The 12521-nt window shown below is 61.8% G+C and carries 15 protein-coding genes; all 15 read right to left on the bottom strand.

Translation table 11 applies throughout. From position 1 onward, the window contains the following. Positions 1 to 257: 257 nt before the first annotated feature. Positions 258 to 1124: a CsgG/HfaB family protein gene (locus QMX98_RS25865; protein WP_010455674.1), complete on the bottom strand. Its 867-nt coding sequence runs from the start codon at positions 1122 to 1124 to the stop codon at positions 258 to 260. A gap of 31 nt (positions 1125 to 1155) precedes the next feature. Beyond that, entirely contained in the window at positions 1156 to 1575 is a 420-nt protein-coding gene (locus tag QMX98_RS25870) for a curli assembly protein CsgF (protein WP_010455676.1), read from the bottom strand. Further along, positions 1572 to 1964, bottom strand: coding sequence for a curli production assembly/transport protein CsgE (gene csgE / locus QMX98_RS25875; RefSeq protein ID WP_077750410.1), 393 nt, complete (start codon positions 1962 to 1964; stop codon positions 1572 to 1574). The genes QMX98_RS25870 and csgE overlap by 4 nt, the downstream gene beginning before the upstream one ends. Then, positions 1961 to 2500, bottom strand: coding sequence for a type II secretion system protein (locus tag QMX98_RS25880; RefSeq protein ID WP_077750409.1), 540 nt, complete (start codon positions 2498 to 2500; stop codon positions 1961 to 1963). Before QMX98_RS25880 ends, csgE begins: the two co-directional genes overlap by 4 nt. After that, positions 2475 to 2849, bottom strand: a complete 375-nt coding sequence (locus QMX98_RS25885) for a type II secretion system protein (RefSeq protein ID WP_042932745.1) — start codon at positions 2847 to 2849, stop codon at positions 2475 to 2477. The genes QMX98_RS25880 and QMX98_RS25885 overlap by 26 nt, the downstream gene beginning before the upstream one ends. 3 nt (positions 2850 to 2852) lie before the next feature. Continuing rightward, positions 2853 to 3326: a type II secretion system protein gene (locus QMX98_RS25890; RefSeq protein WP_042932743.1), complete on the bottom strand. Its 474-nt coding sequence runs from the start codon at positions 3324 to 3326 to the stop codon at positions 2853 to 2855. A 2-nt stretch (positions 3327 to 3328) separates the two neighbouring features. Beyond that, a complete protein-coding gene (locus QMX98_RS25895; RefSeq protein ID WP_077750408.1) occupies positions 3329 to 5164 on the bottom strand; it encodes a secretin N-terminal domain-containing protein in 1836 nt (611 codons plus the stop codon). After that, complete coding sequence (locus QMX98_RS25900) at positions 5161 to 5679, bottom strand: hypothetical protein (protein ID WP_145306338.1); 519 nt, start codon at positions 5677 to 5679, stop codon at positions 5161 to 5163. The genes QMX98_RS25895 and QMX98_RS25900 overlap by 4 nt, the downstream gene beginning before the upstream one ends. Continuing rightward, positions 5679 to 6227 (bottom strand): GspMb/PilO family protein, encoded by a 549-nt coding sequence (locus QMX98_RS25905; protein ID WP_282411572.1) that lies wholly within the window; start codon positions 6225 to 6227, stop codon positions 5679 to 5681. The genes QMX98_RS25900 and QMX98_RS25905 overlap by 1 nt, the downstream gene beginning before the upstream one ends. Further along, positions 6214 to 6759: a PilN domain-containing protein gene (locus tag QMX98_RS25910; RefSeq protein WP_010455690.1), complete on the bottom strand. Its 546-nt coding sequence runs from the start codon at positions 6757 to 6759 to the stop codon at positions 6214 to 6216. Before QMX98_RS25910 ends, QMX98_RS25905 begins: the two co-directional genes overlap by 14 nt. A gap of 1 nt (position 6760) precedes the next feature. Further along, positions 6761 to 7564: a hypothetical protein gene (locus QMX98_RS25915; protein ID WP_282411573.1), complete on the bottom strand. Its 804-nt coding sequence runs from the start codon at positions 7562 to 7564 to the stop codon at positions 6761 to 6763. Further along, positions 7545 to 9251, bottom strand: a complete 1707-nt coding sequence (locus QMX98_RS25920) for a GspE/PulE family protein (protein ID WP_282411574.1) — start codon at positions 9249 to 9251, stop codon at positions 7545 to 7547. The genes QMX98_RS25915 and QMX98_RS25920 overlap by 20 nt, the downstream gene beginning before the upstream one ends. An 84-nt stretch (positions 9252 to 9335) precedes the next feature. Beyond that, complete coding sequence (locus tag QMX98_RS25925) at positions 9336 to 9869, bottom strand: response regulator (RefSeq protein WP_077750405.1); 534 nt, start codon at positions 9867 to 9869, stop codon at positions 9336 to 9338. A 219-nt stretch (positions 9870 to 10088) separates the two neighbouring features. Continuing rightward, complete coding sequence (locus QMX98_RS25930) at positions 10089 to 11045, bottom strand: peptidylprolyl isomerase (protein ID WP_331716948.1); 957 nt, start codon at positions 11043 to 11045, stop codon at positions 10089 to 10091. Positions 11046 to 11056: 11 nt separating this feature from the next. Further along, the coding region (locus QMX98_RS25935) for an ABC transporter substrate-binding protein (protein ID WP_282411575.1) at positions 11057 to 12521 on the bottom strand (1465 nt) is incomplete at its 5' end.

The following is a 12521-nucleotide window of genomic DNA, read 5'->3' on the forward strand; positions in this document are numbered from 1 at the left end:
CGCCGTGCGGCGAAGCCGCACACATCGAGAGGAGGTCGAAGCGAAGCCGACCGGAGGCGATGCCCCCAGATGAATGCCGGAGCGAGGGTACGCCGAGCCCAGGCGAGGGGCCGGACGTTGGGGCGAAGACCTTTGCTTCCTTTGGGGCGTTTGCCAAAGGGAGTCGCCGTAAGGGCGAAACCATAAGCAGCCGCTACCGCAGCAATGGATATGTACTCAGTCAACAAGAACCAGGTCGGCCCGAAGGCCGCCTAGGTTCACTCTTCCTCACCCTCAGGCACAACCTTGTTCTGGGTCAGGTAACGATCCAGCGTCGCATTGTTGTCAGGTGAAGAATTATCCCCCGCCACCTGCCACAAACGCCGTTCGATCCCCTGGGCCAACAGGTGCCCGACAGCCGCCTCGATCGCCGACAACACACACAACTGCGCCGGCTCGTTCGTGGTGTACCCGACCTCAGCCTCAAGCAACTTCTTGAACTCGATAAACTTGAACACCCCGGCACTGCGGCCCACGGAATAAATCGTCTTGCTGGTCATCACATTCGCCAGCACCTGCCCACTGCGTACATCCACCGCCCGCAGGTTGACCGTGACCTGATCTATCCGATACTCCCGGGAAATATCGATCCCCAGGTAGCGCGCCCCTTCCCCGCCACTGCGCACATTGGTGTCGTAGGCGATGATGCCGCCTTCGAGCATCATGTTCGCCGCTTGCAGCGGAGGCAGCTCGCCCTGAATGTTCACCGGCGTATTGGGCTTCTTCTGCGAGGCGCGGATGATCTTGCGCTCGGTCAGCAGGTTTTGCAGCCCTTCACGTTCCAGCACCACAAACCAGCCGCTGGCCTGCAACGCATCCATCAACATGCTCGCCGCGCCCTGGGTCACGCTGGTCGAAAACGAACTGGCCGGGGTCGGTTTGTACTGCCCGGTCTGGTCCCGGAAGCCGTACACCACCGCCATCAACCGGCCCTTGGGTCGTGGCATGTTGATCAAGTCGTAATAGGTCGACGCCCGGGGTGTCAGGGTCGGTGATTCGGTGTCCTGCTCGGCACCCACGTTCTCGCGCAAACTGCACCCTTGCAATGCCGCCAACATCAGCCCCAGCGCTATTATTTTTTTCATGTCCGTCTCTCCCCATCAACCCTGATCCCCGTCAAGGGGCGAGGCCATTCACCTGGATTTCCGAAATTTCACCGGTCGCTCGGTCGGTCACTTCAATGGTCAGTGCACCGGAGTCGTCGACGACGTTGACGATAAAGGCGTCGGTGGACAGGCTCCCGGTGTTGCCCGTGGAGATGTTGTCCAGCAACTGCCCCAGCAGCCGCGACTGCAACTGGCTGGTGAAGCGTTCGAGGGCCGAAGTCCCGGCCACAGACGTGCGGTTTTTCAGGTCAGGATCGTCGTAGTCGTTTTGTGCCTGAGCGTTGTTCAGCAACCAGGTGCCGTTCAACGGGTTGCCACCGAACGAAGGGTTGATGGGCGTGTAAACCAGCTCCGTGGCCTGCACCAGGCTGCAACTGCCCAGCCCGATCAACCAGAGCCCGAGGTTCCGTGAGACCGTTGTCGTTTTCATAATTCGTCCCTCTCAAGGTCCGTAGTGTCCTGCAACAAGGCTTCCAGCTTGCGCTGGACAATCTGTCCGCGAACCCAGTCGGCGGCGTCATAGGCCTCGTCCTTGAGTTCCACGGTGTTCGGCGGCAGGAAGCGCCGATAAACCAGTCGCTGCTGATATTCCACGGTCACCAGGCTGCCCCAGCGTGCCGAAGGTCGTTCGCGTACCACCAGGTTGAAATCCATCGGGCTGGTGGCACGCAGGCGTTCACTGAACGAGTAGTAAAAGTCGTGGCCGATGTGCGAGATCGTGTCATCGACGATAAAGCCCAGCATCTCGTCTTCCTCCCCGGCGCTGGCGAACGTCGCCACGCACGCGAGGATCAGGGCCGGCAGCCAGTGGCGGTTCATGGCGACACCGCCTGAGGCGATCCGGCCTGGTTTTTCACCGGCCCCGAAGCACCATCGAGGAAGGCTTTCTCGGCCACGAACTGCCAGTCCTTGTAGCTCGCCATGCCGGTGAAGTCCGACCACTGGCTGGGAAAATCCGACTGCTTCAGCGGCAGGTCCGTGGAAGGACTGCTGAGGCCGGTGATGCGTCCGTCGAACCCACGCATCAGCGTCCATTCACCGCCGCCGATCGGGTCCGGATAGAGCTGGCGAATGTGATGTTTAGGCGTTGGAAAACGCTCGTCCTGCAACAGGTCTTCAAGTTCTTTCGGGTACTGCGCCAGCCCCGGAGAACTGCGGTAATAACTGCGCAACGCCTGGGCGTATTGCGTGCCGACCCACAGCAACTGACGTTCGCGATCACGGCGCGAGGCGGTTGACCACAACTCGCCGGCACTGGCCAGCCCCATGCCCATCAACATGATCAGAAACAGCACGCCCAGGTACGTGAACCCGGCCTCGTCGGCGGGCTTACCACTCGGAATAAAGGCTGCCATCACGCGCCCTCCCTGTGGCTCCGCTTTTGATATCGGCGACCCCGCCCGGTACGCCGTCAGGCGGCGCGACCAGCACCCAGAGGTCCTTGCGTTCGGAAATCGGGTCCATCGGCGGGTTGCGCAAGTAGCGCTGCTCCACCAGTTGTTCCAGGGAATCGGGATAGCGCCCGGTGTCGCCGTAGTAGTGATCCAGGGCTTCGCGCATGGCCGACAGGCTCTGGCGCAGCGTGGTTTCTTTCGAGGCCTCGAGGCTGTTGAAATAACGTGGCAAGGCGATGGTCATCAGGGTCGCGATGATTGCCATGACCACCATCAGCTCCAGCAGGGTAAAACCCTTTTCCCGACGCATGATTCACCACTCCTTGTACGCGATGCCGTTGAGACCCTTGCCGCGGGCATGGGAGTAAACGTCAAAGACGTCTTCGCCCTCCCGCGGGTTCTGAGCCGTACTGTCGTAAGAGCGCAAGCCCCAACCACCTTCATCGTCACGCTTGACCGGCGTCAGCGGGTCATGGGGCACGCGCCGTAAAAAGTAGAACTTGGCACCCTTGGCGCTGCGCACATCACGCACACCTTCCACCAACACTTGCAGGTTCGGTGGATAGCCGCTGCTGTTCAGCGACTTCTCGATGTAACCGGCGTCGAAGGCGCGTTTGTAGGCGTCGATGGCGTCGCGGATCTGGTACAGCGCCGCACGCAATTCCTGCTCTTTGCCCCGGCGCACCACGGTCTCGGTCAGCGGCGCGGCCATGCCGGCCAGCAGGCCGATCAGGGCCAGCGTCACCACGACTTCGATCAAGGTAAAACCACGTTGCGAGGCGTTCATGATCAAGGCTTCTCGACGACAACAGTGGTGGAATTGACCGCAACCGGCCGATCGATGTGTTCATTCTGAATCGGCGCCTGCATCCGCCGGTCAGGCGCCTGGATGTGCATGCTGGTTTCGGTGCCGGTGGGGAATTCCATGTCCGACGGGCTCTGGTACGGCAGGTTGCGCACGATGCGCGGGGTGATGGAGAGCACCAGTTCCGATTTGCCGACGGTGTCCTTGTTGCTGCCGAACAACCGGCCAAGACCGGGAATGTCGCCCAGGCCCGGAATCTTGTTGCCGGTGGCGCCATGGTCGTTACGCACCAGGCCAGCAAGGATCTGGGTTTCGCCGTCATGCAAGCGCAGCGTGGTCTGGGCATTGCGGGTGTCGACCTGAACCGGAATCGTGCCTTGGCGGGTCGGTTCCAGTGGCGTGGCGTTACTGACTTCGAGTGCGATCTTGATCGCCACTTCATTGTTCAGATGGATGGTCGGCTGCACTTCGAGCTTCAGACCGACGTCCAGGTAGGTGACGCTTTCAGTGATCACCGGACCTTGGGTCGACGGCACGGAGGTGGCGCTGATGATGGGCACACGCTGACCGATGTGGATGCGCGCCTGTTCACGGTTGCTGACGCGAATCACCGGGCTGGCCAGGGTGTTGATGTCATTGTCCTGGGCGTTGATCTTGGCCTGAGGCGATGGCGAGATGGTGATCCGGCTGGAGTTGATGCCTTTGAGTTGATCGAGCAGGGTCACGGCCGAGCCGTCGCTGTTGACCACGCCGAAGGTGTTCGGCCATTGCAATCCCAGGTCGAGAATCCGCTGAGTCGCGACTTCCATCACCTCCACTTCCAGCACCACTTCAGGGTTGGACTGGTCCTGCGACTGCAAGAGTTTTTCGGCCATGCGTATGGCGTCTTCGGTGTCGCGCATGGTCAGGGTGTTCAGGCGTTCATCGACGAACACGTCACGGGTCTTGAGCATGGTCTTGATCATGTTCAGCGCGGTGTTGGCATCGATGCTGGTCAGGTAGAACGTGCGCATCACCAGCTCTTGATAATCCTTGAGCTTCTGCGGCGAGTCCGGGTAGATCAGCAAGGTGTTTTCATTCACCACTTTCTGATGCAGCTGGTTCTGTTGCAGCAGCAGTTCCACGGCGTCTTCGATGCGCACGTCACGCACGAAGATGGTGGCTTTCATGTCGGGGCGCAGATCCTTGTCGAAGATGAAGTTCAAACCGGCGACCTGGGACAGCACTTCGAAGATGGTTTTCAGGTTGGCGTCGCGAAATTCCAGGGTCACCGGCCGGTCGAGACGGGTGCGCAGTTGCGGATAAGGAATGACGTTGCGGCTTTGCACCAGACGAATATTGTCTTGCAACTCCAGGGCACCGCCATTCTTGGGGTCCAGTTCGAGGATCTGTTTCACCTGACGGTCGGCGCCGTAGATGTCGCCGCGACGCAGGTCACCCCGGGCCAGTTCGAGTTTGTCATCAAGACTGCGCATGTGCTCTAGCTGGCGCATTGAATCCTGGGCGCGGCGGTTGTTGGGTTCAATGGTCAACACCCGGCCATACTCCAGACGGGCCGAAGCGAAATCACGCTGGGCGCGATCCATGTCGGCCTGGGTCAACAATGCCGTCACGGCACGGGCACGGCCGCTGGTCAGGGCCAGGTGCAGCTCGGTATCCCGAGGGTTTTCCTTCAGCCCTTCCTCAATACGCGCCAGGCCGGCTTCGTACTGCCCCGACTCCATCAGGTCGGTTGCTTCCTGCTTGGCCACCTGCGCCGAACTGCACGCCGCCAGCCCTGCGCATATACAAAGGTTCATCAACAAACGGGAACTGTTCATTGCGCGCTCCCCACAGACAAGGTCTGGGACAAATGCAGAGGCAGGTAGACAAAGCTGAGTTCCACATCGGAAATCCCCTCGATCCGCCAGGTGTCGTCGATCACATCCCCTTTGCGCACGACGTATATTTTCTCGCCGTTCTGCAAAAACACTTGCAGGTCGGAACGGTCATTGAGCTTGCCGACGAACTGGAAAGGCATCGGCGGTACGCTGGGGACTGGCACCACCGGGGTCTGGTTGACGGGTTGTTCGGTGACGCTGGCCAGCATCGGTGCAGCCTTCCAGCTGCGGGCGGCGAACAGATCGCCGGACGGGCTCAGGTCCTTGATCACCGCGGGTTTGCCACTGGCTGAAGCGGCCGGCAGCGTGCCGCGAATTTTGCTTTTGGCGGGCGTGGCAGCGGTCGCAACCGACGCCTCGCCTTCGTCCGAAGGCATGAAGTAATCAGGCCCCCAGGTCAGCGCGGCGGCTACGCCGAAGAACGCCACCCAGCCCACTACGCGTTTGGTATTCATCATGACCTCGACAGGTAAAGGGTCATGCGGATCCGCCCGGTCAGGTCGGTGTCGGCGATTTTTTTACGCTGAAACTCCACGTCCTCCACCACCACGGCCGGCAACTGGCCGAGCAACGCGTGCAGGAAGCGCCGCAGTTGCGGGTAGCTGCCCCGCACCGGCAGCAGAATCTGATAACGGGCCAAGTGGGTCTTGGGGTCGATTCCCAATGAGTATTCACCGCGCGCCAGGGTGATGTGTTCCTGGGTCGCCAGCGCGTAGATCTTGTCGATGGCCACCGTGGCCTGGGGCTGCGACGGCAGTTTGCTGCGGAAGTCGTCGAGCTGACGTTGCGGCACCACCGGGGCGGCGACACTGCCGTCTTCAACCTTGGCCAGGTACTCGCCGGCTTCGCGGGTCTGCTGGCTGAGGGTTTGCAACGAATTCCAGTCCGGCATCAGGCCACCCAGGGCCCAGGCCAGCGCCAGCAGCAACATCGCCAAGCCTGCCAGGCCGGGCATACCCAGGCCTTGCAGGTATTCGTGGACGATCAATCTAGGGATTCGCATCGCCGATCTCCCAGCTAGCCGACAGGTTGAATTGCACCGGTTGTTCCGGCGATTTCACGACAATTTCGTGGCTGAGCAGCGACACATCGGAGAGCTCGTCGCTGGCTTCGAGACGGCGGTGGAAGTCGAGCATCGCTTCCAGGTCCCGTGCTTCGGCGCTGATGCGCACCTGACCCTTGCGGGCATCCGGGGTCAGGGTCAGCAAAGCGATGTTGTCGCGCGGCATCGCTTCGAGCATGGCGAACAGACGTTCCCAGGGCCGGCGCAGTTGCTGCGAGACCTTGCGCATTTCTGCCAGGTTCTGTGCTTGCTCGCGGGTTTCGGCCGGGCTCAAAGTGACTTTGCTGCCGGTGTCGCCGGTGAGTTCGCGCTGGGCACTTTGCAGATGGCCTTGCTGTTGCGAGGTCTGTTCGGCGACGTGCTGCTGGGCGACAAAACAGGTCACCACCAGCACCACGCCGCCCGCCAGCAGGCTCCAGCCCAATGGGCCCGAGCGGCGGCGCGGCTGGAAGTCGAGCGTCAGGGCGCGCATATCAGGCCACCGCCCGGGACATCACGTACAAACAATCGTGTACGGCTGTCCGGTCTTCTTCGAGGCTGCGCAAATGCACACCGGGTACGTCGGGCTGTACCTCGATCCGCGCTGGCGCGTGCAGGTAAACGTTCAGCGGCCGTTCGCTGATGGAGGCTTGCAACTGGCTTTCCCGGCCGATCAGCGCGGTCAGTGCGGCATCGCTGTCGCTGCTGCCCACCGAACGCACCGAGGTCCAGCGCCCTTCCCTGGCCAGCAGCAAGACACTGCGTACCGGCTCGGCGACCACGAACAGGAAGTCACCGGCGTCGAGGCTTTTATCGAAGTGATTGAACGCCGCCATCAGGTACGGCTGCACCGACCGCAGGCGCAGGCCGCGACCGCTGACCAGATTGCGCAAACGCGTCAGCAAGTCTTGCGGCAGCGCGGTGGCGATCCGGTCGTAACCCGCAGGTTCAGCCGACAGCACCATGCTCCAGGGTTGGGCCGGTACACCGTAGAGGTCTTCGAAACACAGTTGGGCAAACCCGAGCAATTCGTCGGGGCTGCTGATCTGTTCGCTCCAGGGCACCAGGCAGAAGCGGCTGAAGTGACCGGAGACCACCACGCTCAGTTCCGCACCGGCCGGGGCGTGTTCGCCCAGCAAACGGTCGAGGGTTTCGAGGGCGACGGCCCAGGCATGGAAGCCTTCGTCGATAAAGCCGACGCTGCCCAGCCACAAGGTGTCGCCACCCTTGCGCTGACCCAGGCCGACACCACTGGCGCCGAGTACGGCGACATAACGATCACGAGACAAAAGTGACACGATTGATCTCCTCGAGCGTGGTCCGCCCCTCAGCTACCAGTTCCAGAGCGGACTCGCGCAACAAGCGCAAGCCACGATTGCAAGCGTGTGCCTTGATTTTCGAAACGGGTTGGCGCTCGACGATCATCTGCCGCAGTTCGTCGTCCAGGTGCAGCAGCTCGGCAATCGCGGTCCGCCCGCGATATCCGGTGCCGCGGCAATGGCCGCAGCCTTTGCCATGGACGAAGCGGTAGTGATCGACCTTTTGCGGATCGAGCCCTGAGAGGCGTAGTTCTTCATCGGTCGGGGTGCTCGGCGCGCTGCAACTGGCGCACACCAGGCGGATCAGCCGCTGGGCGAGCACGGCGTTGAGGGCCGAGACGAGGCTGTAAGGGTCGATTTCCATCTGGGTGAACCGGCCAATCACGTCGAACACGTTGTTGGCGTGAATGGTGGTGAACACCAGGTGCCCGGTCAGGGCCGATTGCACGGCGATCTGTGCAGTGTCGGGGTCGCGGATCTCACCGACCATGATCTTGTCCGGGTCATGGCGCAGGATCGAGCGCAGGCCACGGGCAAAGGTCAGGCCTTTCTTTTCATTGACCGGGATTTGCAGCACGCCCGGCAGTTGGTACTCCACCGGGTCTTCAATGGTGATGATCTTGTCCACGCCGTGGTTGATCTCGGTAATCATGGCGTAGAGCGTGGTGGTCTTGCCGCTGCCGGTCGGGCCGGTCACCAGCACCATGCCGTAGGGTTCGGCGGCCAACCGGCGCAGCTGGCGCAGGGTGTTTTCTTCAAAGCCCAAGGCTTGCAATTGCACGCCGCTGACCTTGTCCGCCAGGTCCTGTTTGTCGAGCACCCGCAGCACCGCGTCTTCGCCAAAAATGCTCGGCATGATCGAGACCCGGAAGTCGATCTGCCGGCCGCTGATGCCGATCTTGAAGCGACCGTCCTGGGGCACGCGTTTTTCGCCGATGTCCAGTTCGGCCATGACTTTGACCCGGGAGATCACCTGCTCGGCGAACTCGCTGCCCTGGATTTTGCTGATGTTGTTCAGTACGCCGTCGATCCGGTACTTGATCACCAGACCGCTGCCGGTGGTGCCCAGGTGGATGTCGCTGGCGTGCATTTTCAGCGCGTCGTAGAGGGTCGAGTTGACCAGTTTGACCACCACGCTGGCGTCTTCACTGATGCTGGTCAGGGACAGGCTTTGCAGGGTGTCGATTTCGACATTGGCGTCGGCCTGGGCGTTGAGCGATTCCACCGCGTGGAAACTCTCTTCGTGACGCGCCAGGTAGGCTTTCAGGTCGTCGGCATGCACCAGGTACAGCGGCGCGCCGTGCAGGCAGTCGTCGATCCACGCCAGACGGGTTGTGTCGAACGGGTCGGCAAACACGCCAATGACCGCATCGTCATGACGCAGCAGGATGAATTCGCGCTTGAGGCATTGGGCCAGGGTGACCCGGTCGAACACCGGGGTGGCTTGAAACAGGGTGTCGGTGTCGAGCACCGGATAATGCAGGGTAGCGCCGAGGCACTGGATGAAGGGCATGGGGGCCAGTTCGCACAACCCCCCGAGGGCCTCCAGAACCCGCTCGCCGGAACCGGTTGCCAGGGCCCGGGCCTGGGCCAGTTGTTCACTGGAAAAGCGAGACGGTACACATTCCAACTGCGCCGGTTCTACGGCAAGGGATAGACGGTCCATGGCATGCTCTCCAACGCCGGGGGCTTTGAGCCCTGTCGACGCGGCAGGCCATTGCGGCGTATGCCGGAACGTCTTGTCGCGCCACTACTCCCCGGTGAGCAATTGTTGGTCGTCTGGTGCCTTGGAGGTCGATGGAGTTCGTCGACGATCTGCCAGCACCCAACTGCCGTCGTACAACTGCAGCGGGAAGCTTTCGGTCCTGCTCTGGCGTCGTTCGACGAATCCTTCGGACTTGCTCATGCCTGCTTTGGGTTCGCGCTCCATCCCCAAAAGGTCACAGACTGCACGGGCCAATTCCGCCAATGGAAACGGTTTGAACAGGATATGGCTGACTCCCAGTTGCCGGGCCCGCTCACAGACTTCAGCGGTTGGGTGCCCGGTAATCAGCACAAAATGGCAGTTCCTGTTCTGGCGGACGGCATCGAGCACCTGAAAGCCTTCCATGTCTGGCAAGCGGTAATCGAACACCATCACATCGGGTGAAAAACTTTTGGCTTCGCCGATAGCTGTTTCACCGTTGTGAGCTATCCGGACTTCCAGCGCTTGCGCCTGCAGGTAACCCTGGAGGTTTTCCGCCAGCAGCTGTTCGTCTTCAACAACCAGTACTTTGTTTAACAAGGTGGACTCCTTGAAACCGCAGGTCCGATATTCGTGCCTGGGAGTACGCGCCTTAATTAGGCTAACGCACACTTCATGCCAGACTGAGCGCCGGTTTTCGACCGCTTCATCTCTATGATTTTCATGAAAAAATCTTTTCCTTCAGGAACCCCGTCCCCCAAAGGCGGGGAAGCGCTCGGAATTGCCCCTGAAGCTTTCCCCACATTTGGGGGGGAACCTTCAATCGTCGTCAATCCGCTCGATTCGATTGCTTGATCGCAACTGCCCCAGAACTTGTAGACGAGCCTGGGACTTTTGCTGTCGGGCAAGGTAAGCCCGAACCATTTCAAGTCCCTGAGCTTCTGAGACATCGGCCGCCTCCTGGTGGTTCTGTAGGTAGATCAAATGCCAGCCCAACGGTGTGCGCACTGGCGCGCTGACGGATCCCGGCGCCAGCGCAAATGCCGCGGCTTCGAATTCCGGCATCATGCGCCCACGGGGAAAATAGCCCAGATCCCCGCCTTCGGTGGCGGAAGCATCTTCGGAGCCGGCCCGGGCAATGCTGGCAAAGTCCTCGCCCTGGCTGATTTTCACCCGCATCTCCTCTAAGCGTAGCCGGGCGGCTTCAACGGTGGCGGCATCGGCGCCCTGAGGCACTTTGACCAGGATGTGCCGCGCCTGGATTTGCTCGGGAGTGCTCATTTCGGCGCGGTGTTCCTCGTAGAACGCGCGGACCTGTTTTTCGTCCGGCTCAGCCACCTGGAGCAGGTCGGCGAACACCTTTTGCGCCGCGAGCTCACGGCGCGTGTACTCGATAAAGGTGGCTTCGTTGAAACCGGCGTCTTCCAGCCGGCGGGCGAACACCTCGGCCCCCCCCATCGCTTGCCGTGTCTGCTCAACCTGGCTTTGTACGACCTCATCGCTGATCTTCACCCCGCGTTTGCGCGCTTCCTGCCACAGCAACTCCTTGTCGATCAGCGCATCCAGTGCTTTCTGGCGCAATTGCTTGTACGCCTTGGGATTGCGAATGCTGCCCACTGCGCGGCCCTGGTCCTCCAGGTATTCGGCAAAATAGCGCTCGAGACGGAACTCGGAAATTTCCTCGCCATTGACCCGTGCGGCAGCCGGGCCGTTGCTGCAGAAGGCCACGGGGACCCACATCGTCAGCAGAATCAGCAGCGTCTTGAGTTTCATCATCAGCCCTCTTTTCAGGGTGTCACGGCAATCGGTTTGTACGGTGCGACCAGAAAGAAGCGCTGGTCGGGCAAATCTACGGTGACGATGTGGGCACCGCTCAAGCCCAGTCGGCGACCCGGACCGAAGCTGAGCAGCGGGGTCAGCCCGGTGTCGAAATCGTGCAACCCTTCCAGGGCACTGATGAGTTTTTCGCGGCTGGCGTCGCGCCCGGCCTGTTTCATGCCTTCGCTGAGCAGCAGCATCGAACTGTAGGCGCCGACTTGCAGCACCGCGTGCTCACCGCCGAGCCCCTGGTGCTTGCGCAGTTGCGTCAAGGCCAGGCGCCCGGCCAGCGTCCAGTCACTGGGCACAAACGGATAGGCCAGAAACACTCGCCGGGAAAACCCGCTGGGCAATTGAAACAGGTCACCTGCCACCTGATTCGACGCGGCGAACAGGTAAGGCACCTGCCCCGCCGTTTGCAGGCGCTCGGCGAAGCGACTGAAACCGACGCCGCTGCCCAGGTAAAACACCGATCGCGAGCCCAGCGGCAACTCGTCCTGCGCCGAGTTGTAGGCCTGCAGCCGCACTTGCTGCCAGGCGTGATCATGCAGGTACTGGCCGAGGTGCTGCGCCGCCTCCTGTTGGCTCGGCTCGTCCGGGTAGACAATCAGCGTCGGGCCCTGGAGCAAGCGCAAATTGGCGGCACCGTAGTCGGCCAAGGCGATCAGTTGCTCGCGCAGCCCTGACAGCGGTTCGAAAATCTGCCGACTGGCCGGGGCCATGCCCTGCAACGAGAGCGGCCCGATCAGTGGAATGCCGGCGCGTTCCAGCCGCGTGACCAGTTCGGCGTCGAGCGCAGGTGCCAGTGGTGCGATCAGGGCGAACACCTGTTCCTGCTCAATCAAGCGATCCAGCGCCTGTTTGGCACTGGCGCGGTCCGGGCCCGGATCGAGGATGGTCAGGCGCAATTGCCGGCCATGGATCCCGCCCGCCTCGTTAATCCGCGCCACGCTGCCCTTGAGCACCGCCGCCACCGTGGCGCCCTCCGTGCTCAGCGGCCCCTGCCTCGGCAACAAGGTGCCCAAGTGCAGGCTGTCGGCGGTCAACCCAGGGTCGCGATCATCGGCCACGCGCTTGAGGTAGGCCGTCAGGTTGCGCTGATCATTCATCGACAGCACGAACCGGGGCATCGCCGGGTCGAGCCGATTATTCGCCGAATCGCGCCCTTCCTGGATCGCCCGGGCCAGTGCGCCCTCGGTGTAGGCCGGGTAATTGCGACCGTTGATCTGCTGTTGCCCGTAACCGCTGGAGAGCCGCGACCAGCTGATGTCCGGCGGCCGTACCCCGCCTTCGGGTCGCCCCTGGGCATCGGCGCCATGGCAATTGGCGCAGGGCAGGCTGGTGGCGGGCAGCAACATGCCCGCCGCGCCCACCCGAGCCATGATCGGCTCACCGCTTGCCGCCACGCCCTCGCGATACAGCCGTTTACCGGCG

The organism is Pseudomonas sp. PS02303, assembly GCF_029959925.1.
GTDB lineage: Bacteria > Pseudomonadota > Gammaproteobacteria > Pseudomonadales > Pseudomonadaceae > Aquipseudomonas > Aquipseudomonas mandelii.

Coding starts and splice junctions, on each gene's coding strand:
- csgE (WP_077750410.1), bottom strand. CDS start 1,964: ATGAACCGCCACTGGCTGCCGGCCCTGATCCTCGCGTGCGTGGCGACG.
- QMX98_RS25920 (WP_282411574.1), bottom strand. CDS start 9,251: ATGGACCGTCTATCCCTTGCCGTAGAACCGGCGCAGTTGGAATGTGTA.
- QMX98_RS25870 (WP_010455676.1), bottom strand. CDS start 1,575: ATGAAAACGACAACGGTCTCACGGAACCTCGGGCTCTGGTTGATCGGG.
- QMX98_RS25880 (WP_077750409.1), bottom strand. CDS start 2,500: ATGGCAGCCTTTATTCCGAGTGGTAAGCCCGCCGACGAGGCCGGGTTC.
- QMX98_RS25900 (WP_145306338.1), bottom strand. CDS start 5,679: ATGAATACCAAACGCGTAGTGGGCTGGGTGGCGTTCTTCGGCGTAGCC.
- QMX98_RS25890 (WP_042932743.1), bottom strand. CDS start 3,326: ATGAACGCCTCGCAACGTGGTTTTACCTTGATCGAAGTCGTGGTGACG.
- QMX98_RS25905 (WP_282411572.1), bottom strand. CDS start 6,227: ATGCGAATCCCTAGATTGATCGTCCACGAATACCTGCAAGGCCTGGGT.
- QMX98_RS25895 (WP_077750408.1), bottom strand. CDS start 5,164: ATGAACAGTTCCCGTTTGTTGATGAACCTTTGTATATGCGCAGGGCTG.
- QMX98_RS25910 (WP_010455690.1), bottom strand. CDS start 6,759: ATGCGCGCCCTGACGCTCGACTTCCAGCCGCGCCGCCGCTCGGGCCCA.
- QMX98_RS25930 (WP_331716948.1), bottom strand. CDS start 11,045: ATGATGAAACTCAAGACGCTGCTGATTCTGCTGACGATGTGGGTCCCC.
- QMX98_RS25865 (WP_010455674.1), bottom strand. CDS start 1,124: ATGAAAAAAATAATAGCGCTGGGGCTGATGTTGGCGGCATTGCAAGGG.
- QMX98_RS25885 (WP_042932745.1), bottom strand. CDS start 2,849: ATGCGTCGGGAAAAGGGTTTTACCCTGCTGGAGCTGATGGTGGTCATG.